This window comes from Psychromonas ingrahamii 37 (genome assembly GCF_000015285.1).
Taxonomy (GTDB): domain Bacteria; phylum Pseudomonadota; class Gammaproteobacteria; order Enterobacterales; family Psychromonadaceae; genus Psychromonas; species Psychromonas ingrahamii.
The window spans coordinates 815922-838290 of the sequence record NC_008709.1 but is presented as its reverse complement, the minus strand read 5'-3'; the positions used below and the strand labels follow the sequence as shown (position 1 = coordinate 838290).

Genomic DNA, 22369 nt, shown 5'->3' with positions numbered 1-22369 from the left:
CCTTGAATTACATATGCTTAATGTTAGATGGAATAGTATAAAAACGAGCATGACGGTAAATTTTATCATCTGCCGGTTCAAAAAGCGGACCGCTTTCACTTGGCTGTGAAGCGGTAATAAGTGATGATTTAACCACCCAAATAGAAACACCTTCACTTCTGCGTGTGTATAAATCGCGTGCACCTTCTAATGCGGTTCTGTCATCGGCACCACGTATGCTTCCTACATGTTTATGATCAAGACCTTGCTTACTTTGTACAAAAACTTCATATAACGGCCAGTTAGTAGATGTCATTTTTATTTCCTTATTTACGCTGATTTTTGTTGTTGTTTATTGGCATAAGCAGTCGCCGCTTCTCGTACCCACTCGCCATCATCCCAAGCACGTTGCTTCGCTTGAATGCGCTCATGGTTACAGATACCGTTTCCTTTAATGACTTCCATAAATTCATTCCAATCAATTTCACCGTGATCAAATTGATTGCTTGATTCATTCCATTTTAAGTCTGAATCTGGAATATCCATGCCTAACGCTTCGACCTGATGAACCGTATTGTTAACAAATTTTTGACGTAATTCGTCATTACTCAAGAGTTTTATTTTCCATGCCATACTTTGTTCTGAGTTAGGCGAGTTATCATCGCTTGGACCAAACATCGTTAACACCGGCCACCACCAACGGTTGATCGCGTCTTGTAACATTTGTTTTTGTTCTTTCGTTCCTTTCGCTAATACAGTAACGGCTTCATAACCTTGTCGTTGGTGAAAACTCTCTTCTTTACAAATTTTCACCATTGCACGTGCATAGGGTCCATAGGATGTTCTGCAAAGTGCAACCTGATTAATAATGGCAGCGCCATCAACTAACCAACCAACAACACCAATATCTGCCCAGTTTAAGGTTGGGTAGTTGAAAATGGATGAATATTTCATCTCACCTTTAAGCATTTTTTGGTAAAGGTCATAACGATCTCCACCCAGTGTTTCTGCTGCGCTATAAAGATACATACCGTGGCCGGCTTCATCTTGTACCTTGGCAAGTAATATCGCTTTGCGTCGTAAAGAAGGCGCACGAGTGATCCAATTTGCTTCAGGCAGCATGCCTATTATTTCCGAATGAGCATGCTGCCCAATCTGACGAATTAATGTTTTTCGATACTTTTCCGGCATCCAATTTTTTGGTTCGATTGGAATTTCTTTTTCAATTTTCGATTCAAAAGCAATATTATCTAAGGACACTATCAACCTCCAGTTGCGATACGCTTATTTATTTTTGTGTTAATAAATGTATCATTAATGGATTAAATAACAAGATAGAATTAACATTTAAGATCACATTAATTGATTTAAATTAACATTTAATTAACACTTTGAGTGTAATTAGAAGGGGGAGATAATATTGAGGCGGTTTTTAATATTTTTTTTGAAGTAAAAAAAACAGCTAATCGATAATGATTAGCTGTTTAAAATAATAATTATCTGTTGGGGATAATCATTAAAAGTCTCCCTTTTCCCGCGCGACAAGGGTTAGTATTGTATAAAGGGCAACGGGGTTACCATGTTGATTAGTGACTTCTACATCCCAGGCAACCACACCTTGAGGCGTGTCCTCTTCGAGCTTCTGGCGCTTTTTAGTTTTCTTTTGGCAGGTTAATACTACCTGAATAGTATCGCCAATTGCGACCGCTTCAACAAACCTGAGACTTTCCATACCATAGTTTGCTAAAACAGGACCAGGAGCGGCTTCAACAAATAAACCAGCAGCGGCGGAAATAATAAAATAACCATGTGCAACCCGTTGACCAAACATCGATTCTTTTGCTGCAATATCATCCATGTGCGCATAAAAATGATCGCCACTTAAACAGGCAAAGTTAACAATATCAGTTTCTGTTATGGTACGCCGTGCGGTTTTCAAGCTTTCGCCAACGGCAATATTTTCAAAATATTTCTTAAAAGGATGGACGAGATCGGTTGTTGTTTGCGCGCCTCGAACCCATTCTTTGCCTACACTCGCAATCATGGTTGGTGATCCTTGAATAGCAGTACGTTGCATATAGTGCTTAATACCACGTAGCCCGCCCATTTCTTCCCCGCCGCCGGCACGGCCAGGACCACCATGAATTAACATCGGCAGTGGTGAGCCGTGACCTGTCGATTCTTTAGATGATTCGGCATTTAGGATATGCAAGCGCCCGTGCAGATGACCGATTCGGCTTACCATTTCTGATGCAAAGCTGCCTGATGCTGTCACAAGACTGCCAACAAGACTGCCTTTACCCAGGGCAATTAACTCAGTAAGAGAATCACGATCCTGGTATGGCATTAATGTACAAACAGGGCCAAAGGCTTCAACATCATGAATAGTTGTCGATGCTTGAGGTTCATTACAGACTAATAATGTGGGTGGGAAATAAGCGCCATTTTCAGAGCCTTGTGGCGTGAAATTTAACATATCACCACCGGTAACAATCTCACAATCATGGCTTAGTAAAGCTACTTTTTCTTTAACATCATCAAGTTGAGACTGACTAATAAGCGGTCCCATAGTAACGTCTTTAATACTTGGGTCACCGACCACTATTCTTTCAAGGCGTATTTTTATTGCATCACGTGCTTCACTAAGCAGGTGGGACGGCACCATTGCACGACGAATAGCAGTACATTTTTGTCCTGCTTTAATGGTCATTTCACGACAAACTTCTTTAACAAACAACTTAAATTCGGGTGAGTCAATGGTGACATCATCGCCAAGGACAGCGCAGTTTATAGAGTCAACTTCCATGGTGAAGGGAATTGATTTTTTAATCAGATTATCTGTTGCTCGTAACATGTGCCCGGTTTTAGCTGAACCTGTAAAAGTGACGACATCTTGATAATCAACACAATCGAGTAAATTACCAACAGATCCACAAACAACTTGAATGGCCCCTTCTGGTACCAGACCGCTCTCAACGATCATTTTAACCATGGCCTGGGTTAAAAATGCAGATTCAGAACCGGGTTTAATAATGGCAGCCATTCCACCAAGCCAGGTTGGGGCAAGCTTTTCTAACATACCCCAGCAGGGGAAATTATATGCATTGATATGGATTGCGACACCCGGTTTTGAAGTCAGAATATGTCGTGCTGCAAATGAGCCACTTTTAGATAGCGGGATTAAATCATCTTCTGCCCAGATGGTTTCATTGGGTAATTCGCGATTAGCAAGACCTGAATTATTAAAAAAAGTTGCAGCGCCACCTTCAATATCGACCCATGAATCAACACGTGTTGCACCCGTCTGTGCCGACAGTGCATAGAGCTCTTCTTTATGAGCCAGTATGTATTTAGCAACCTCTTTTAACATATTTCCTCGTTCAAGAAATGTCATTGAAGCCAATGCTTTACTGCCTTTTTTTCTACCGTATTCAAGCATTGCCGCATTGTCAATACCAGAACTGTCCAGCTCATAAAGTCCTTCATTAGTGAGTGCGCTAGACGTTACTCGCGGTTTGTTTTTTCCGTAATACCAATTTCCCATAACGTAACTGTGTAGTTTCTGCATTATTTTATTCCTATTGATTATGAATGAAATCTTATTGCCCTATTGTGCGTTGTCACTTTTTAAGGTTAAAACTTATTTTTCATCTGAACGTTAAAACTTCGTTTTCGTCTAATTGTTACCTTTGATCACAAATGTAACATTTACGCTACATTTTACAAACAAAAATGACTCTATTATTTTGCTTGTTAATATTTCCTGTGTCATATTATTTCAACATTAAAACTTAAAGGATATAATATGTTTAATAATCTGTTAAAAACCAGCATCACAGGATTTGTCACCTACGTCTGTTTTTCAAGCATGTCATGGGCATCTGGCCCTGAGCATGTACTGCGTGTTGGGACATGGCTAAGTCCGACTCATACAATGAATCAAAATGTGCTTCCTACTTGGGGCAATTGGATTGAAGAGGCAACGGATGGCCGAGTCACCATTAAACTTGAGTATGATGTGGGTCATCCTAAAAGTTTGATTGATCTCGTTGAAGATGGCGCGATTGCTGCATCTTGGACTTTCCACGGGTATTTACCCGGACGCTTTCTTTTGCCGCAAATGGCAGAACTGCCAGGCGCTGATGTTGGCGCAGAGGCTGCATCTGTCGCTCATTGGCGAATTAACGAAAGATTTTTCCAAAAATCAGGCGAGTATGATGGTGTTGAGGTTGCGGGGCTTTTTGTTCATGGTCCAGCCCAAATTCATACAACCACTCCGATAGCTTCAATTAAAGAACTTAAAGATAAAAAAATTCGAGTCGGCGGTGGTACTGCGAGTGAAATTGGCGAACGCCTGGGTATTATTGGCGTGAATGCGCCTGCCAACAAGGCATATGAGATGCTTTCTCAAGGTGTTGCTGATGGTATTTTTATGCAAATGGATATGATGAAAGTCGGTCGGTTTAAAGATGTCGCACCTTATACTCTTAAAATACCTGGTGGTTTATATCTTGGCTCATTTGGTATCTTTTTAAGCCCTGACTTTATGGATGGACTTTCAGAAAAAGATCAAGCAGCGATTAGAAGCGTTTCAGGAGAGCGTTTATCTGCGCTTGCAGGCAGATCATGGGCTGAAGCTGATAAAATTGGCGAAGCAGATATCATTGCAAGTGGCAGTCAAGTTATTGACGCATCGGCAGAAGATATTGCCTATTTTAATGAAAAAATCAAAGGAATGGATGAGCAGTGGATTAAATCAGCCAATAGTCGAGGCGTTGATGCAGAAGCCGCATTAAAGGCATTTAGAAACGAAGCTGAGAACTATCAACCAATTGATTTATAGGATTGTTATATGACCTTTTTTATTGGAAACATGATTAAATATTGGGAAGTTGGCGCTGAGTTTTTAGATAAATGTCTCAAATTGTTGACTGCATTTGTATTGTTTGGATTAATGACCATAACCTGTATCGATGTTATTGGCCGCTATCTATTCTCTGCTCCTCTTATTGGAAGTGTAGAATTAACTCGGCTCCTGCTCGGGTGCTTGATTTTTTCTGCACTGCCTATTATTACATGGCGTAAAGAGCACATAAGTGTCGACATTATGGACTCTTTTATTCCGAAAAAGGTTAAAACATTTCGTGACAATGTATTTAATATCGCTATTGCAACGAGTCTTTTTGTTATAGGTGGCAAGGTTTGGGGTCTTGCCGAACGTTCACAGCGTTATCATGAAATAACGCTGTATTTGGAAATACCTGTTTATTACTTGACTTACTTCCTTGCGTTAACATGTTGGTTAACAGCTATTACCTCGCTTGTTTTGGTTTTAACTGAAACACTTAATAAACAATATAAAAACCAGGGATAAGCATGCTAATTACATTAATTGGATTCACAGCGTTAATGGTATTGATTTTACTGAGAATGCCCGTTGCTTTTGCAATGGGGATTGTTGGTTTCATTGGTTATTCAGCGTTAGGCGATTGGAATTTTGGCGGGGCACTGTCAATCAGTGCTAACCGTTTAATAGATACCTCTCAATCTTATGGTCTTTCTGTTATCCCCCTGTTTATTTTAATGGGGAATTTTATTACCAAAGCCGGATTATCCCAGGAACTGTATCGTGCTTGTTATGCCTTTTTAGGACACAAGAGAGGCGGTCTTGCAATGGCGACTATTGCCGCGTGTGGGGGGTTTTCTGCAATATCAGGATCAAGCCTTGCGACAGCTGCGACAATGGCAAAAGTTGCTATGCCACCGATGCGTAAATACGGTTATTCCGATGGTTTGGCTTCCGCATCAATTGCCGCTGGCGGTACGTTAGGAATATTAATTCCACCCAGCGTCATTTTAATTATTTACGGTGTGATGACCGAACAAAGCATAAGAGATTTATTTGCAGCAGGCTTTATTCCCGGTCTATTAGGTATACTTTTTTATATGCTGGCAATACGTTTTGTTGTTTGGCGTAATCCCAAGGCTGGGCCTTGTGGAGATAAGATGGGTAAAAGTGAAAGATGGAATGCGGTTCGCTCCGTGGCGTCTATTTTAGGTTTGTTTATTGTTGTTATGGGCGGAATTTATGGCGGTATATTTACACCGACGGAAGCCGCGGGAATTGGTGCCGGGGGCGCGTTCGTTATTGCGCTTTATCGCCGGTCATTAACCTTTGTGATTCTGCGCGATATCCTTATTGAAACTGCCCGTACAACTACCATGCTGTTTGGTGTCATTATTGGGGCATTAATATATTCAAATTTTGTTAATCGCGCCGGCTTGCCCGCTGAACTTGTTAATCTAATTACCTCTATTGGTGCAGAGCCGATTATGGTTATGCTGGCAATACTGGGTATTTATATTTTGTTAGGGACAGTATTTGAAAGTTTATCGATGCTGTTATTAACCATCCCGGTGTTTTATCCACTGGTGCAAGCAATGGGATTTGACCTTGTTTGGTTTGGTATTGTGGTGGTGGTTGTGACTGAAATCAGTTTGATTACTCCACCCGTAGGATTAAATATATTTGTGTTAAGCAGTGTGATTAAAGACATTAAAACCAGTACCATTTTTAAAGGCGTAACCCCCTTTTGGTGTGCTGATATTATTCGTCTTTTATTATTACTTTTTATTCCTGCTTTATCACTTTGGTTACCACAGATGCTGTATAGCGCTTAGCTTAATTAAGAAGTGAAAGATCTCCTTTTTTAACTTTAATTTAAAGAAGAGTGATATTTAAAATATCACTCTTCTTTTTATAACTCTGCGGAAAATTTTTAATCAAAACCGCTTATTATTTTAGATAAATTTCATTTCCTATTAATAAGGTTGCAGCAATATTTCTTGCTGTGCGCGTTAAGTTCCCTTCTGCCTCACTTAATACCTGCGCTAAAGGCTGCGCTGAACGCACTGTCCCAAATATGCTGCCAATATTTTCATATAAGCCTTCCACTTCAGTGCCTAAGGATCCGGCAATCGCAATCACGGGAATACCTCGCGCTTGTGCGCGTTTAGCAATACCATAAGGCGTTTTACCATTAAGCGTCTGGTTATCCATCTGCCCTTCTCCAGTGATCACCAAATCAGCCCCCTGTAATACATCATCCACCTGTAAAATATCCAGTACCATATCAATACCGGCTTGAATTTTAATATTAAAGGCTAAGGACAAACCCAATGGTGCGCCGCCTGCCGCACCAAATCCGGCACTTTTTTGCTGCTTGATATGGGTGCTCTGCGCAGCAATATCGGCAAAATGACTTAAGGCACTATCAAGTAACTCAACCATCTCCGGTGTTGCCCCTTTTTGTGGTCCAAAAACGCGACTTGCGCCATTATCTCCAGTTAAAGGATTTGATACATCACAGGCAACAATAAATTCAACATCGGCGCAGCGTTTATCAAGCTTGCTTAAATCAATAGCCGCTAAGCCTTCAAGCGCCGCCCCGCCAATGGTCAGTTGATTACCTTGTGCATTCAATAATTGCCCACCAAGGGCCTGTAAAATACCCGCTCCCCCATCATTACTTGCACTGCCCCCTAAGCCAATGATTATTTTGTTAGCGCCTGAATCCAGTGCTTGAAGTATAATCTGACCCGTACCAAAACTGGTGCTTATCAGCGGATTACGTTGTTCTGGAGTAATTAAATCAAGACCGGAAGCGGCCGCGATTTCTATTAATGCCGTTTTAGATTGACCATCATTAAGCAAAGCCCAGACAGCATTAACATTACCGGAAATAGGCCCCTTTACCTCTTTATATTGTTTTTTCCCTTTTAGCATATCAACTAAAACATCAACAGTCCCTTCTCCGCCGTCAGCCAGAGGAATCTTGATAAATTCACAGTCAGGAAAAATTTGCGAAAAACCGTTTTCGATGCAGGTTGCCACAGCCATGGCTGAAAGCGATTCTTTAAATGAATCGGGTGCGATAACAATTTTCATAATTTCACCTATTCCTCTTATGACCGGGCTAATTTTAATAAACTAAAAAGACAGCTTAGAATTTAACACAAAAAGTCCTCGCTTGGCATAACGCGATCCAGCTTGCCACAGCCATGGCCAAAAGTGATTTTTTAAATAAGTCGGGTGCGATAAAAATTTTGAAGAAGCGGTACAGCATACAAAAGGGGCAAGGAATAAAAAATAAGCCGCATCAATCAGTACGGCAAAGGGCTTGAAGTCGGCTAACCGATAAAAACTTACTCTAACATTTCCAATATTTTTTTCAGCGCTTCAATAAAACGCTCAGCTTCCTCATGGGTATTATAAATTGAAAATGAGACTCTTACGGTGCCTTTGCAATTAAGTTCCGCCATTAGGGGCATAGCACAATGCATTCCACTGCGCACAGCAATACCCTGCGCATCTAATAACATCGCAATATCACTTGGGTGTTCACCTTTAACCGCAAAACTGAGCGCACCAGACTTAACTCCGCCTTCATAAAAAACAGTGATAGCAGGGAGCTCTAATAACGCTTTTTCCGTGAAAGTTAATAATGACTGTTCATGATCAATCAAATCCTGGCGGTTAAAAACACGGATAAAATCAATGGCTGCACCCATCCCTATTATACCGGCAATATTAGGCGTACCCGCTTCAAACTTAAAAGGTAATTGGTTAAAAGTACTTTTTTCAAAACTCACCGTTTTAATCATCTCTCCGCCACCCTGCCAGGGAGGTAGGGCTTCTAAAAGGTGCTGTTTGCCGTATAAAACACCTACTCCTGTTGGGGAAAATAATTTATGGCCGGAAAAAACGTAATAATCACAGTCAAGATCCTTTACATCAACGATTAAATGCCCAACTGCCTGGGCACCATCAATAATAACCTGAGCGCCAACCTGATGAGCCAGTTTTATTATCTCTTTAATAGGATTAATAACGCCTAATGCATTGGAGATATGGGTGACCGATACAATTTTGGTTTTTGCACTTAATAGTTTCTGGTAACTCTTTAAATCTAAATCCTGCTGCAGGGTCAATGGAATGATTTTTAAAACGATACCCAGTGATTCTACCAGCATTTGCCAGGGCACAATATTTGCATGGTGCTCCAATGCACTGATAATGACTTCATCACCGGCTTTCAAGCCTTTAGATAATACATTGGCTAATAAATTAATGCCTTCCGTTGTGCCTTTTGTCCAGATGATTTCTTTTGTGTTTTTGGCATTAATAAATGTTTTTACGGTCTCTCTAACGCCCTCAAATGCGGCCGTCGCGCGAAGGCTCAGATGATGGCTGCCGCGGTGTACATTGGCGTTATCACGCAAATAATATGCAGCAATGGCATCCACCATAGCTTGGGGTTTTTGGGTCGTCGCCGCGTTATCTAAATAGATCAAAGGATGTTCATTAATCATTTGATCTAGAATCGGAAAATGCTGACGTATTTGATAAACGCAAAAAGAAGAGTTTGACAAAATTATTTCACCTTTTAATTCCGTAACAAAAAACAATACCGCGATGATACCCTCAGTACAAGTACTGCATAATATTCAGCTAATTGTTGTATACCAATTCCACTAATTAAGTGATCTATTTAGGCGCCGGGAAAACGCATAAAAGCAAGGCATTGATTGCAGTAACTAGTTGTTCTAATTATAAAATCAAGCACAAAGACTAAAACGTAGTTTTATGTCTAGCTAGTATGTGTTTTAACCAGCATAAATGAACAGAAAATTAATGGATTTGGTATTATTTAGCCGTTACGGCCTTCAACCATCAGACGCTTCATTTCTGCAACTGCAGGTCCAAAACCATCAACAAGCGCACGGGCCACAATCGCATGCCCGATATTAAGCTCGATAATTTCAGGCAATGCTGCGATAGGTTTCACATTATGGTAATTAAGACCATGCCCGGCATTCACTTTGATACCCGCTTGGCTTGCATAAGTTGCCGCTTTTGCGACGCGCATTAACTCAAACTGTTGAATATCTTCAGACGGCGCATCAGCATATTTCCCCGTATGCAGCTCAATATAAGCGGCACCGGTTTTAATCGCAGCATCAATTTGCGCGTTTTCAGGATCAATAAATAATGATACCTGAATAGCGGCCGCATTTAACCGGCTCACGGCAGAGGCAATTTTAGAAAATGAAGCAACCACATTTAAGCCACCTTCAGTGGTTAGCTCTTCGCGTTTTTCAGGTACCAGGCACACAAAGGCGGGTTTTGTTTTTAGCGCAATATCGACCATCTCATCGGTTACCGCCATTTCCAAGTTCATCCGCGTTTGCAGCGTTTGTGCAAGTACTGCGACATCCCGATCATTAATATGGCGACGATCTTCACGCAGATGAATAGTGATACCATCGGCACCGGCACACTCGGCAATAGCCGCTAAATGAGCAGGCTCAGGATAACAAGTACCACGAGCGTTACGTAATGTTGCGATATGATCGATATTAACGCCAAGTAAAATTTGACTCATTTACAAATTATCCTTTATTGTTTATTTAGCCGTAAAGAGTGCCCGACTATGTAATGGTTTGCCACCTAAGAGATTAGCTAATGCTTGCCGGCAAAATCGTTTTGCTGATTTTAAGACATTTTGATTTGAAAAATCACGTTGTGCTAATGCAAGTATATCCTGCCCACTGTAAACGTCATGCTGTTTATGAATAGCTTGTTTAGCAAAAAAACCTGCTTGATGCTGATATTGATATTCGTAACCGCTTTCAATTAATTCACCGCTATAAATATCTTCGCTAAAATTAACCCCGTAACCTAAGGTTTCAATCAGTGTCAACTCAAAAAGACGCAATGCTATTTGCGGATCCACAGCGCCGGCAATAGCTAATAAGGTTTGCTGATAACACTCAAATAAACCATCGCAGGCCGTTTCTGCCTGCAATAAACGATACAATAATTCGTTGATATACATCGCCAGAAAAAGTCGCTGCCCGACTAATGGGACAACTTGGGTTTGCGCTTCAAAGGATTTAACTGTTTTTAAACTGCCGCGGCCAAAATAACTGACTTGCAATAGAGTAAAAGGTTGCGCCGTACCACGTCTCATACGCGTACTACTGCGCCCACCTTTATAAACCAGGCTTACTTTACCAACGTCCTGACAGAAAAGATCAATTAACTGACTGGTTTCCCGATAAGGACGTCGATGTAAAATAAAAGCATTGTGGCACTCAATGGACATTCAATAACCTCAGAAAGTGGCGGGCGAGAAGCTGTCAGCTGTTGGCTATCAGCTGTCGGCTATCAGCTGTCGGCTATCAGCTGTCGGCTATCAGCTATCAGCTATCGGCTGTCGGCAGAAGGCTAAAAGCTGACAGCCTTTCACCTGACTAACCTAAATAATCATCACCATAACCTAAACTGCGCAGGGCGCGATCATCATCAGCCCAACCTGATTTAACTTTGACCCAAATTTCCAGAAAGACTTTTGAATCAAATAATTCTTCCATATCAATACGCGCTTGTTTACCTATGGCTTTCAGTTTTTCACCTTTATTACCGATAACCATGCGTTTTTGACCTTCCCGTTCGACCAAGATCAAGGCATTAATGTGTAAAACACCATTGGCCTGCTGCTTAAACTGCTCGATTTCTACCGTGACAGAATAAGGCAGTTCATCACCTAGAAAACGCATTAATTTTTCACGGACCATTTCTGATGCCATAAAGCGTGAGGAACGGTCCGTGATGTAGTCTTCGGGAAAATAATGCTCCGATTCTGGCAGCACTTCTTTTGCCCAGGTCCGAATTTTTTCTATATTATCGCCCTTTTTAGCCGACATAGGTAAAATATGTTTAAAGTTATAACGTTTACCCAGTGCTTCTAAATGTGGCAGTAATAATTCTTTGTCTTCGACGTTATCAATCTTATTAACCGCTAAAACAACCGGACATTTTAAGTACTTAAACTTACTCAGTACCATGTCGTCATCTTCATTCCAATGTGTGCCTTCAACAACAAAAATGACCATTTCAACATCATTGATTGAGCTTGATGCTGCGCGGTTCATTAAGCGGTTAATCGCACGTTTCTCTTCGATATGAAGCCCTGGCGTATCAACAAAGATAGTTTGGTAATCCCCCTCGGTATCAATACCTAAAATACGGTGACGGGTGGTTTGCGCTTTACGCGACGTAATACTTACTTTTTGCCCTAAAAGAGCATTAATAAGGGTTGATTTACCTACGTTAGGACGACCCACTATTGCCACTAATCCACATTTTTGAGTCATTATTTTTCTCCCAACATTAGAAATTCAACATTGATTTCTATTAATATTTCAAGACGTTCTGCCAGTGCAGCACATTCACATTTCTGGATCATTATTTAGCTCCTGATAAGCTATCTAACATTTTATTTGCCGCTATTTGTTCTGCTTTACGACGACTGGTGCCCTGTCCTTGTACTGATTTTAAACCGTCTATTGAACAGCTCATGGTAAAACGCTGATTATGCGCTTCACCTTTAATTTCCAGCACCTCATAAATCGGTAAAGGCTGTTTACGGGACTGCAAATGCTCCTGCAGGCGGGTTTTAGGATCTTTTTGGCTGATACCAGGCTCGATTGTATTTAAACGACTATCAAACCATTTTAAAATGAGTTTTTTGACCGTATCAATATCTGAATCTAAAAAAGCGGCACCAATAATCGCTTCTACACCATCGGCGATAATCGAATCGCGTCGAAAGCCACCACTTTTTAATTCTCCCGGCCCTAAAATCAAACAATCGCCGAGTTGGAATTCTCGTCCAATTTCAGCCAGCATTTTTCCGCAAACTAAGGTTGCCCGCATGCGGCTTAAGTCACCCTCGTCGACCTTTGGGAAACGAGCATAAAGATCTGTTGAAATAGCATAACTTAGAATAGAGTCACCTAAAAACTCTAAACGCTCATTATGATTTCCCAAGGCACTGCGATGGGTTAATGCCTGTTGAAGCAGTGAAAAATCTGAAAAAGTATAATCAACACGTCTTTCTAAACGTTTTAATTCTGCCTGTTTGATCATCATTTTATCCCACCAACTCGGTCAAAACGCACACCACTTGGGACCCAAGAAGGGAGAATACTGCGGCTGCTACGCTGAAATTCAAAACTAATCCAAATAGCAACGGCTTTACCGACTAAATTTTGTTCCGGCACAAATCCCCAGTAACGACTGTCTCTGCTGTTATCACGGTTATCACCCATCATAAAATAATGCCCTTCTGGCACAATCCACTCATAAGCGACAGTCTCGGGCTGTTGGTAATAACGGGCAGGTTGATCAATGCGCATTGGGTTAATCAGTATCTGATGTGCCACTTGGCCTAACATTTCGTTGTAAACCTGCATTGTGCTTTCTTCATCAACGAATTCCTGCTCACCGATAAAATTCATCTCTAACGCTTTGTATGAAGCACATGGCTCGCTTGCGCATAAATATAACTGTTTATCTTTATAAACAATATGATCCCCAGGTAGACCGACAACACGTTTGATAAAATCAACACGGATATCTTCCGGGTATTTAAAGACGGCAACATCACCGCGTTTTACCTTGCCCATGGGGATTAAGGTATTTTGCCATACGGGCTCTTTTACACCGTAGGAAAATTTTTCCACCAGTATAAAATCACCCACTAAAAGCGTTGGCATCATCGATCCAGATGGAATTTGAAAGGGCTCATAAATAAACGAACGCAGTATAAAAACAATCAGGATCACTGGAAAAAGTGAACGTGCATTTTCAATCACTACATTTTCAGGATGAATGGTCGCAAGCACCTCTTCATCAAGTTTAACCGTCGCTTTTTCCTGTGCAGCCTTTTGAGCGGCCCGTCGTGCAGGTCCCCATTTTATTTTATCTATAATCCAAATAATACCGGTTACAAAGGTTGCAATAACTAAAATAAGAGCAAAAGTATTTGCCATGTTAATTCCTATAAAAATGGGTATGTCAAAATCACATTATTTAAGCGGACATAATTGAATCAATTGGTTCAATATCGGTTTAACTAATATGACTGGTCAGTCAATCGCAGTGTTGACAACGATTGGGGATTTAAAAACACAAAAATGCGCAGATTAAAAACCGGCGCATTATGCTTTTATTGCCTTGTTGAAAATGCAATTATTTGTCTTTACCTATGTGCAATACAGCCAAAAACGCTTCCTGCGGTATATCTACGTTACCCACAGATTTCATGCGTTTTTTACCTTCTTTTTGCTTTTTCAACAATTTTTTCTTACGGCTGATATCACCACCGTAACATTTTGCCAATACATTTTTAGTCAACTGTTTAACCGTAGAACGGGCAATAATCTTACTTCCAATAGCAGCTTGTAATGCAATATTGAACATTTGGCGAGGAATGAGATCTTTCATTTTATCCACCAGATCACGCCCATAGCTTTCAGAGTTTGCACGATGCGTAATTAACGCTAAGGCATCCACACGTTCACTATTGATTAAGACATCAACGCGGACCATATCGGCCGCTTCAAACTTAACAAAATTATACTCAAGCGAGGCATAACCGCGACTGGTTGATTTCAAACGGTCAAAAAAGTCCATTACAACCTCGCCCATCGGAATATGGTAAGTTAACGCCACTTGCTTACCGTGATAGACCATTTTGGTTTGCATACCGCGTTTCTGAACACAAAGTGTGATGACATTACCCAAGTACTCCTGCGGCACTAAAATATTACATTCCGCAATGGGCTCGCGGATTTCCTCAATATCATTCATCGCCGGGAACTTAGCGGGGCTATCAATGTGGAGCACTTCACCCCTAGTTGTTTCGACTTCATAAACAACCGTTGGCGCAGTGGTAATAAGATTCAGGTCGTATTCTCGCTCCAAACGTTCTTGCACGATTTCCATGTGCAATAAACCGAGGAAGCCACAACGGAAACCAAATCCTAATGCAGAGGAGTTTTCTGGTTCATAAAAGAGTGAAGCATCATTAATACTTAACTTCGCTAATGCATCACGAAAGTTTTCGTAATCATCGGAACTGACCGGAAATAGTCCCGCATAAACCTGAGGTTTAGCACGTTTAAAACCGGGTAATGCTTTCGCAGCCTCATGACCTGAAATGGTTAAAGTATCACCGACGGGAGCACCTAAAATATCTTTGATACCCGCAATAACATAACCCACTTCACCCGCTTTTAGAATGCCGGTTTCTTTTTGTTTGGGTGTAAAGTAACCCACTTTAGCAACCGGATTAACCTGCCCAGTAGACATCACTTTCATGCGATCGCCCACTTTAATTTGGCCGTGCATAACACGTACTAATGAGACAACACCCTGATAGTTATCAAACCATGAGTCGATAATTAATGCCTGCAGCGGTCCGGTTAAATCGCCCACAGGAGGTGGAATACAACGAACAATCTCTTCCAATACCAAATCAATACCAACGCCCGTTTTTGCAGAACAACGCACCGCATCAGCCGCATCAATACCGATAATATCTTCAATCTCTTTGGCCACACGATCAGGATCTGCGGCGGGTAGATCAATTTTATTTAAAATCGGCACCACTTCTAAGTTCATTTCCATCGCGGTGTAACAGTTAGCCAATGTTTGCGCTTCAACACCTTGACCTGCATCCACCACTAATAAGGCACCCTCACAGGCGGCTAATGAGCGCGATACTTCATAAGCGAAATCAACGTGTCCGGGAGTGTCGATAAAGTTAAGCTGATATGTTTCACCGTCTTTTGCGTGGTAATCTAAGGTGACACTTTGCGCTTTGATGGTAATGCCACGCTCGCGCTCAATATCCATTGAATCTAATACTTGAGATTCCATTTCCCGGTCACTTAAGCCGCCACAAGTATTGATTAAACGATCTGAAAGAGTCGACTTACCGTGGTCGATATGGGCGATAATCGAAAAGTTACGAATATTTTTCATGAAGCCTTTAAATACCTTTTTAGTTGCATGCCAGCTGTTTAGCTCATGCCGTGCTTACCACGATAACACCTAAAAACACGCTAATCTGCATTGATAAGTGATTTGGGTGTATATTACAGGGTATTCTATCGAATTTATCCTACAATCGCTATCTTTATAGCTCCCTGCCGAGTAACGAGAAAAAAACTTATTATTAACATTAACAATAGCGAAGAAAATCACCCCGTTTAAAAACTGGTGGCTTGATTAATGAAGAGAACCACTGAGCTTAACCTTTACTTTTAAGCCGTTGAGCGCCTTCTAAAAGCCTTAAGCTGTTGCTCGAAAGTGCACTGATAGACAAAAAAACCTTGCCATATTGATAAACAACATCTTGTTTTTAGACAAGATAATCAGTCTTTGACTGCCAATCAGCTATTTTCAACGTGTTCTATTTCACAAAATGGCATTACAATGATCAAATTAAAATCTAATATTGTTAAAGAATTAACTTAATTGTTAAATTTAGCTTACAATGTAATTGCTTTTTTAAGTATGGTTGCTGGCCGGGTATAGGACATTTTTGTCAAGCCAAAAACACCAAAGAAAGAGATTACCAATTAAATTAAGTGATACTGGCTACGCGCTTCTGGGAAATACCCATTTTAGAGGTGCGATTATGACCAAATAAGCGGGTATTAAATCGGAACGCAACGTTTGCGAAGCAACAACTTAATTTAAACTATTGGTAACTCCACACTCATTATTTTTTCTATTTATCTTTGAGGTTATTTTATTATGAAATCAAACACATCCGTGTTGCTTTCAATCGTCATTGCGATTGTAGGTTTTGCTGTGATTAAACTATCCCAGTTAACAATTGATGGCGCATTTTTATTCGCAATCGGCGCATTAGCCAGCGGAATAGCGCTTCAATTTCGTGGTACAAAAAAATCTGTTAGTCCTAAAAAAGAGGTCAGTGAAGGTGATTTTTCCACCACAACTCTTTATGTAGGTAACTTACCTTATCGGGCAAATGAAATGGCGATACGGTCTCTTTTTTCTGAGCATGGTCAGGTTCTTTCAGTACGTTTAATGAAAGATAAACACACCGGCAAACGTCGTGGTTTTGGGTTCGTCGAAATGCCTGAAAAAGATGCTAATAATGCAATCAATGCATTAAATGAATTTGAGTTCCAAGAACGTTCTTTAAAAGTTCGCGAAGCAAACGAACGAGCTCCTCAAGCAGAATCAGCGCCAACATCAGATAAGCCTCTTTAAATTTAAAGTGACATTTCAAACGCTCTTTGGAGCGTTTTTATGCTTTGTTGCCACCATCGATTATCATCAGAGCCCCTAAAAGCGAGACGAATACCCCCTTTACACTAAGGAGTTAGATATGCATTTAGACAGCAGTGTCTTAATGGTGATCTTTGTTATTTTATCTTTACTGCTTGGTGCGTTGATAAAATCGGTTTCCAAAACACTCTCCTCCCCCTATTGTGTTATTTTATTGCTAGCTGGCCTAAGCCTTGGTCTCTATGGGCGTACAGAGCACATACAGGCGAATTTACCCGGATTAAACAGTGCACTAAGCACTTTGGCACAGGTTGATCCGCACCTTATTCTATTATTATTTTTACCCACGCTCATTTTTGAATCTGCATTTTCCATGGATCCCCATCTGTTTAAACGTATGATCAAACAGATAATGGTATTAGCGGTACCCGGATTGATTTTCTCCACCGCGCTAACCGCTGTTTTAACCTTCTATCTTTTTCCCTGGCAATGGTCATGGACAGTGTGCTTTTTATTTGGTGCCCTGATCAGTGCAACGGATCCTGTTGCCGTTGTCTCCTTATTAAAAGAAATCAGTTCACGAAAACGCCTGGAAACCCTGATTGAAGGAGAATCATTATTAAATGATGGTACCGCCATTGTATTATTCAGCCTGTTTTATGGCTTATTAACCTCAGGAGGAGAGGCTGATTTAGATATTCTGGCAATATCAAGCAGTTTTATCTCAGTGGTATTGTTAGGCCTGTTGACTGGTTTAGCAGTTGGGGCAGTATTTTTATTTTGGATTGGGCGTCTATTTAATCAGGCAATCATTGAAATAACCCTGACTATTTCGGCCGCGTATATTGCTTATTTTATTGCGGAAAATGTATTTCATGTGTCTGGGGTTGTCGCTGTAGTGAGCTTAGGAGTGCTGGTTGCAAGCGTAGGACGCACCCGCATTTCACCTGGCGTCAGTGTTTTTTTACATCACTTTTGGCAAATGATGGCGCACATTGCCAATACGCTTATTTTTATTTTAGTGGGTATTATTATCGCCTCGCGGATCCGTTTGGACAACTGGGAATGGTGGGTCACCTTAGCGGGGTTATATATTGGCATTCAACTTATACGGGCGGTGACGGTATTCACTTTTATGCCGATCTTAAAACAGGCGGGTATCAGCAAAGAAAAAGCGATTGTTGTTATCTGGGGCGGATTGCGGGGAGCGGTCTCTTTAGCATTAGCTCTGATTATTGCTCAGGATAACTTCTTACCAAAAGAACTGGGTGATCAAATCTTATTTTTAACGGCAGGTATTGTGGTATTAACTATTCTTATAAACGCAAGCAGCATGAGCCTGCTATTGCGGTATTTTGGTTTAGATAAATTACCCGAAGCGAAACAGGCCAGCCTGATAAAAGCGCAGCAAAGCATTAAACAACATTTGACAAATGACTTACTTTTATTGCAAAAAAACGAATTTTTACAACGTGCCGATTGGAAAAGCTTAACTGAGCCCCTCCAAGAAGCTCAACCCATCAGCGCGGTGCAGGAAGCTGATTTTCTGGTCGCTTTCAGGCACCGTTTATTAGAAACTGAAAGACAATTTTATTGGTCACAATTTAGCCAAGGAGCCTTAACCGGACAGGCAACCAAACACTTGGTCACCGCAGTTGAATTTGCCTTAGATGGTAATGCTGAAATTTCGCCCCGCAAGACACTTTTTGAGTCTTGGAAAACCCCCTATTATATACGTTGGTTTTATCACATCCCCTTGTTAAATAAAATAGTGGTCAATTTTTCATTTGAACGCTTATCACTCAGTTATGATACTGCCCGCGGCTTTATTCAAGGGCAGGAAGAGATCCAAAAACATCTGCAGTCACTGTCCCCTTCAGAGCAGGACAGACAATTAGTGGAGCAGGAAATTGAGGACAATAAAAAACACACTCGTTTATATATTCAAAAGATCAGAGAAAATTTTCCCGCACTATCCTACAGTCTGGAAACCTATGCTGCACATAGATTACTGCTTCATTTAGAACGTGTTTATTTGAATGAGTTAATCGCCGAGGGGGTCTTTGATGAGAGCGAAGCTAAAAAACTGACGGAGGAAATAGAGTATAAAATAATACATCTGGCGAAACCACCTCATAGCATTAGCTCCAAACAAATCAGTCAACAGTTAGCTTTAATGCCATGGACAAAAAACGTCAAGGAAAAAAGTCTATTTCTCCTTAGTCGCTTAGCCATACGGGAAATTTACAATAATAGCGAGATGATTTGTCATCAAAATAAAAGTACAGACTCAATCGCCTTAATTTTACATGGCAAGGTCGTATTAATGAGCAGTACTCATGAAGAGATTGTTGAAACAGGCGCTGTGATTGGTATTGATGCTTTTCTAACCCATCGCTTTAAGATCAGTGCAAAAGCGATAACCCCTGTTGAACTTATCTGGTTAAATATAGAACACTTAAAAAAAGTCATTGTACAAGATAAACAACTTGAGAAAATGTTTGACAGCAACTTAACCCACCAAAACCACCGGGAATAAGTCTCTATTCTCTTCTACAGAAAAATCATCCTGCAGCGCAGACGCAGAAAAGTAACTGCTTGCGCCCCATAAACGTTGACTCTATTAATGTTATTTTCATCTGTCTGTCATATTAGTCAGGTATAAAAGTGGCTAACTTCTAATTCCAGCCATGCAAAGAGATTTTATGAAACTTAATATTTTAACCTCCGTTATTTTATCAACGACACTTATCGCTTGTTCAGCGACTCCACCGCAAACTAATCTTATTGAAAAAAAACAAACTATTCAATTAGTTGAGCAAGGTCGTTATCACTCGAACATCTTTGATGAAAGTGCTGCTGAGATTGTGACTTACGACAAAAAAACGCAAAATACCTTTGTGGTTAATGCGGAGTCGGGCAAAGTCGATGTTGTTCGCAGTGCTGATATTAATAAACCAACATTACTGAGCAGCTTAAATATTGGTGCTGATATACAAAAACATCTTAATAAACAAGCAGGTGCCGCTAATAGTGTTGATGTGTCTGATGGATTGCTTGCTGTCGCCATTGAAGCCGAAAATAAAACAGATACAGGCTGGGTAGCCTTTTATGACACCCAAAACCTGACATATATTGATGCTGTTTATGTTGGGGCTCTCCCTGATATGGTGACCTTCAGCGCAAATGGTAAACAGTTAGTGGTGGCTCTTGAAGGTGAACCTTCGGATAAAAATTATGCGCTAGATCCCGTGGGTGAAATAGCAGTCATTGATATCGACTGGCAAAAAAATACATTAAAAACGACGGTGACACGGATTAATTTCCATGAATTTAATCAGGGAGGTACGCGATTTAATGAATTACCCGAACAGTTGGTATTAAATGGTTTTCAAGCAAGCGTGGAACAGGATTTAGAGCCCGAGTATATTGCAATAAATAAAAGCTCAACCAAGGCCTATGTGAGTTTGCAGGAAAATAACGCCATTGCAGTAATTAATCTGGCTGATAAGTCTATTGAAAAAATAATGGCATTAGGTTTTAAAGATCATTTACAATCGGGTAATGAGTTGGATGGTAATAACAAAGACAAACAAGCCTTGCTTAAGAATGAACCTGCCCTAGGCATGTATCAGCCGGATTCCATTGCCGTGGTCACTATTGGCGGAACTGATTATGTACTGACAGCGAACGAAGGAGATGATCGCAGTGATTGGCTAACTGATTTATCTATAGCTGATTGTGAAGCGGGTGATTATTATTTTAATTTGGAAGACAAAGCCTGTGGCGATGATATTAAATTAAAAGATGCCTTTGACGGTGGTATTTATAAACCTTCGGATCAGCAAAACAGGTTGGATTTAAGCAATTTTCAGCAAGGGGGTATTTACCAAGATGCGGTTAAAACGCTTAAATTTTCTCACTCTGCCACTAAACAATTTGGCGACTTAAATGCTGATGGAAAAATTGATCGCATACTGACCTTTGGTGGACGTTCATTTTCCATTTGGAATGTCGATGCAGAGCAATTGATTTTTGATTCAGGTAGTGATTTTGAACGCATTACCGCACAGAAATACGGTGCTAATTTCAACCAAACCCACAGTAAAAACAAAGCTGAGAATCGTAGTGGCAAAAAGGGCCCTGAGCCTGAAGCCTTAACGACCGGTATTATTGATGGGATAACTTATGCCTTTATTGGCCTTGAGCGAATGGGCGGCATTATGGTTTATAATATTTCTGATCCTGCTAATGCACAGTTTGTACAGTATCTTAATAACCGGGATTTGAGCGTGGATCCCAAAGATAATATTGCAAAAGATGCCAATCACGTAAAGACCTATAACGTCGATGCCGGTGATTTAGGACCCGAAGGTTTCCGTTTTGTGGCCGCTAAAGACAGCCCCACTAACAACCCTATTCTTATTGTCGGTAATGAAGTCAGCGGTACAACAAGCTTCTATCGTATTGATTCATTAGCGAAATAAAAATGATATAAGGTAAGTGCCTGCGCTTACCTTATTTATGCAGTTATTTGTTATCCAATCGACTGATGAATCAATTCCAGCAAAGGTGCGGGTAATTTTATGTTACCTGCCAGTACAAATTGATGTCCGTCATTGGACATTTTTTTCCATGTTTTGCTAATCATGCCGATCCATTTTTCCTGCGAGTATTCAGGATGTTTTTCAGCAAAAGCTAACATGTAATGCTCGATAAAAACTAAGCTTGCAATATCTTCAACTAACTGGCTATCTGGGTTTATTTTAATGGATTTTTTACTCACTGCATTTTTGACGCGCTCTAATGCAGTGTCATCATAACCGGCTTGGACCATCAGGCTTGCGACACTTTCAGCATGAAAAGTATAAAGATTTGTTCGCCACTGGTGATATCCCTGTTTACCCGTAGGGTAGTCACTGCGTGGTGATTTCCAGCGCTGAATATGCTGCCCGTGAACCGCAATTTTCAAAAGATCATCAGCGTCTGGTTTAAAGCGTGCAAGCATTTCTGACATACGCTGCGAATAGAGATACTCTTTTGGCCATTCTTTATTCTCAGCGCTTTCCCTATTTGGATCTTCACCGTTTACTGCATCGATCAAAGAAATGACCTGCTCAAAGATTTGTTGACTCATAGTACTACTCCAAAGTAAGTGGCAAAGGCTCAGAATAACTGACTATTGCCCCTGATTGCCAGTTATAAATAATACTGTTG

18 protein-coding genes are annotated in these 22369 nt (G+C 40.7%); 6 read left to right on the top strand and 12 right to left on the bottom strand.

Features of this window, described 5'->3' with window-relative positions; all coding sequences use genetic code 11:
- Positions 1 to 7: 7 nt before the first annotated feature.
- The 3 genes from paaB to paaZ all read right to left on the bottom strand — a co-directional run bounded on the left by paaB (position 8) and on the right by paaZ (position 3547).
- On the bottom strand, positions 8 to 295 hold the full coding sequence (gene paaB / locus PING_RS03430; RefSeq protein ID WP_011769063.1) for a 1,2-phenylacetyl-CoA epoxidase subunit PaaB: 288 nt from the start codon (positions 293 to 295) through the stop codon (positions 8 to 10).
- A gap of 14 nt (positions 296 to 309) precedes the next feature.
- Positions 310 to 1239, bottom strand: a complete 930-nt coding sequence (gene paaA / locus PING_RS03425; RefSeq protein ID WP_011769062.1) for a 1,2-phenylacetyl-CoA epoxidase subunit PaaA — start codon at positions 1237 to 1239, stop codon at positions 310 to 312.
- Positions 1240 to 1495: 256 nt separating this feature from the next.
- Positions 1496 to 3547 (bottom strand): phenylacetic acid degradation bifunctional protein PaaZ, encoded by a 2052-nt coding sequence (gene paaZ, locus PING_RS03420; RefSeq protein ID WP_011769061.1) that lies wholly within the window; start codon positions 3545 to 3547, stop codon positions 1496 to 1498.
- A 237-nt stretch (positions 3548 to 3784) separates the two neighbouring features.
- Between paaZ and PING_RS03415 the strand changes: the two genes are divergently transcribed.
- The 3 genes from PING_RS03415 to PING_RS03405 are packed head-to-tail and all read left to right on the top strand — an operon-like array spanning position 3785 to position 6660.
- Positions 3785 to 4822 (top strand): TRAP transporter substrate-binding protein, encoded by a 1038-nt coding sequence (locus tag PING_RS03415; RefSeq protein ID WP_011769060.1) that lies wholly within the window; start codon positions 3785 to 3787, stop codon positions 4820 to 4822.
- Between the two features lie 9 nt (positions 4823 to 4831).
- Entirely contained in the window at positions 4832 to 5353 is a 522-nt protein-coding gene (locus PING_RS03410) for a TRAP transporter small permease (protein WP_011769059.1), read from the top strand.
- Between the two features lie 2 nt (positions 5354 to 5355).
- A complete protein-coding gene (locus PING_RS03405; RefSeq protein ID WP_011769058.1) occupies positions 5356 to 6660 on the top strand; it encodes a TRAP transporter large permease in 1305 nt (434 codons plus the stop codon).
- 115 nt (positions 6661 to 6775) lie between these two features.
- On the opposite strand, the gene PING_RS03400 is transcribed toward PING_RS03405, so the two are convergent.
- The 8 genes from PING_RS03400 to lepA form a co-directional block, all read right to left on the bottom strand.
- Positions 6776 to 7927 (bottom strand): glycerate kinase family protein, encoded by a 1152-nt coding sequence (locus PING_RS03400; protein WP_011769057.1) that lies wholly within the window; start codon positions 7925 to 7927, stop codon positions 6776 to 6778.
- A gap of 257 nt (positions 7928 to 8184) precedes the next feature.
- Complete coding sequence (locus PING_RS03395) at positions 8185 to 9411, bottom strand: aminotransferase class V-fold PLP-dependent enzyme (RefSeq protein ID WP_157035299.1); 1227 nt, start codon at positions 9409 to 9411, stop codon at positions 8185 to 8187.
- A gap of 278 nt (positions 9412 to 9689) precedes the next feature.
- The gene (pdxJ, locus tag PING_RS03390; protein ID WP_011769055.1) at positions 9690 to 10424 is read right to left on the bottom strand and encodes a pyridoxine 5'-phosphate synthase; all 735 of its coding nucleotides are present in this window, start codon (positions 10422 to 10424) and stop codon (positions 9690 to 9692) included.
- 21 nt (positions 10425 to 10445) lie between these two features.
- Positions 10446 to 11147, bottom strand: coding sequence for a DNA repair protein RecO (gene recO, locus PING_RS03385; protein WP_011769054.1), 702 nt, complete (start codon positions 11145 to 11147; stop codon positions 10446 to 10448).
- A gap of 148 nt (positions 11148 to 11295) precedes the next feature.
- Positions 11296 to 12198 carry a GTPase Era gene (era, locus tag PING_RS03380; protein WP_011769053.1) on the bottom strand — a complete coding sequence of 301 codons (903 nt, stop codon included), beginning with the start codon at positions 12196 to 12198 and terminating at the stop codon, positions 11296 to 11298.
- A 91-nt stretch (positions 12199 to 12289) separates the two neighbouring features.
- Positions 12290 to 12976 (bottom strand): ribonuclease III, encoded by a 687-nt coding sequence (gene rnc, locus PING_RS03375; RefSeq protein ID WP_011769052.1) that lies wholly within the window; start codon positions 12974 to 12976, stop codon positions 12290 to 12292.
- Complete coding sequence (lepB, locus tag PING_RS03370; protein ID WP_011769051.1) at positions 12973 to 13878, bottom strand: signal peptidase I; 906 nt, start codon at positions 13876 to 13878, stop codon at positions 12973 to 12975. The genes rnc and lepB overlap by 4 nt, the downstream gene beginning before the upstream one ends.
- A 199-nt stretch (positions 13879 to 14077) precedes the next feature.
- Positions 14078 to 15874, bottom strand: a complete 1797-nt coding sequence (lepA, locus tag PING_RS03365) for a translation elongation factor 4 (protein WP_011769050.1) — start codon at positions 15872 to 15874, stop codon at positions 14078 to 14080.
- 777 nt (positions 15875 to 16651) lie between these two features.
- Here lepA and PING_RS03360 point away from each other — a divergent pair.
- The 3 genes from PING_RS03360 to PING_RS03350 all read left to right on the top strand — a co-directional run bounded on the left by PING_RS03360 (position 16652) and on the right by PING_RS03350 (position 21639).
- Positions 16652 to 17134, top strand: coding sequence for an RNA recognition motif domain-containing protein (locus PING_RS03360; RefSeq protein ID WP_011769049.1), 483 nt, complete (start codon positions 16652 to 16654; stop codon positions 17132 to 17134).
- A gap of 118 nt (positions 17135 to 17252) precedes the next feature.
- Positions 17253 to 19691, top strand: a complete 2439-nt coding sequence (locus tag PING_RS03355; RefSeq protein ID WP_011769048.1) for a cation:proton antiporter — start codon at positions 17253 to 17255, stop codon at positions 19689 to 19691.
- 166 nt (positions 19692 to 19857) lie between these two features.
- Complete coding sequence (locus PING_RS03350) at positions 19858 to 21639, top strand: choice-of-anchor I family protein (RefSeq protein WP_041765889.1); 1782 nt, start codon at positions 19858 to 19860, stop codon at positions 21637 to 21639.
- A gap of 50 nt (positions 21640 to 21689) precedes the next feature.
- Here the strand turns inward: PING_RS03350 and PING_RS03345 are convergent, their stop codons facing one another.
- A complete protein-coding gene (locus PING_RS03345; RefSeq protein WP_011769046.1) occupies positions 21690 to 22289 on the bottom strand; it encodes a DUF4202 domain-containing protein in 600 nt (199 codons plus the stop codon).
- Between the last annotated feature and the right edge of the window lie 80 nt (positions 22290 to 22369).

Excerpts from the sequence above, each read along its gene's own strand:
- PING_RS03360 (WP_011769049.1), top strand. The coding sequence starts at position 16,652 with ATGAAATCAAACACATCCGTGTTGCTTTCAATCGTCATTGCGATTGTA.
- paaB (WP_011769063.1), bottom strand. The coding sequence starts at position 295 with ATGACATCTACTAACTGGCCGTTATATGAAGTTTTTGTACAAAGTAAG.
- PING_RS03410 (WP_011769059.1), top strand. The coding sequence starts at position 4,832 with ATGACCTTTTTTATTGGAAACATGATTAAATATTGGGAAGTTGGCGCT.
- recO (WP_011769054.1), bottom strand. The coding sequence starts at position 11,147 with ATGTCCATTGAGTGCCACAATGCTTTTATTTTACATCGACGTCCTTAT.
- rnc (WP_011769052.1), bottom strand. The coding sequence starts at position 12,976 with ATGATGATCAAACAGGCAGAATTAAAACGTTTAGAAAGACGTGTTGAT.
- paaZ (WP_011769061.1), bottom strand. The coding sequence starts at position 3,547 with ATGCAGAAACTACACAGTTACGTTATGGGAAATTGGTATTACGGAAAA.
- lepB (WP_011769051.1), bottom strand. The coding sequence starts at position 13,878 with ATGGCAAATACTTTTGCTCTTATTTTAGTTATTGCAACCTTTGTAACC.
- era (WP_011769053.1), bottom strand. The coding sequence starts at position 12,198 with ATGACTCAAAAATGTGGATTAGTGGCAATAGTGGGTCGTCCTAACGTA.
- PING_RS03345 (WP_011769046.1), bottom strand. The coding sequence starts at position 22,289 with ATGAGTCAACAAATCTTTGAGCAGGTCATTTCTTTGATCGATGCAGTA.
- PING_RS03350 (WP_041765889.1), top strand. The coding sequence starts at position 19,858 with ATGAAACTTAATATTTTAACCTCCGTTATTTTATCAACGACACTTATC.
- lepA (WP_011769050.1), bottom strand. The coding sequence starts at position 15,874 with ATGAAAAATATTCGTAACTTTTCGATTATCGCCCATATCGACCACGGT.
- pdxJ (WP_011769055.1), bottom strand. The coding sequence starts at position 10,424 with ATGAGTCAAATTTTACTTGGCGTTAATATCGATCATATCGCAACATTA.
- PING_RS03355 (WP_011769048.1), top strand. The coding sequence starts at position 17,253 with ATGCATTTAGACAGCAGTGTCTTAATGGTGATCTTTGTTATTTTATCT.
- PING_RS03415 (WP_011769060.1), top strand. The coding sequence starts at position 3,785 with ATGTTTAATAATCTGTTAAAAACCAGCATCACAGGATTTGTCACCTAC.
- PING_RS03400 (WP_011769057.1), bottom strand. The coding sequence starts at position 7,927 with ATGAAAATTGTTATCGCACCCGATTCATTTAAAGAATCGCTTTCAGCC.
- PING_RS03405 (WP_011769058.1), top strand. The coding sequence starts at position 5,356 with ATGCTAATTACATTAATTGGATTCACAGCGTTAATGGTATTGATTTTA.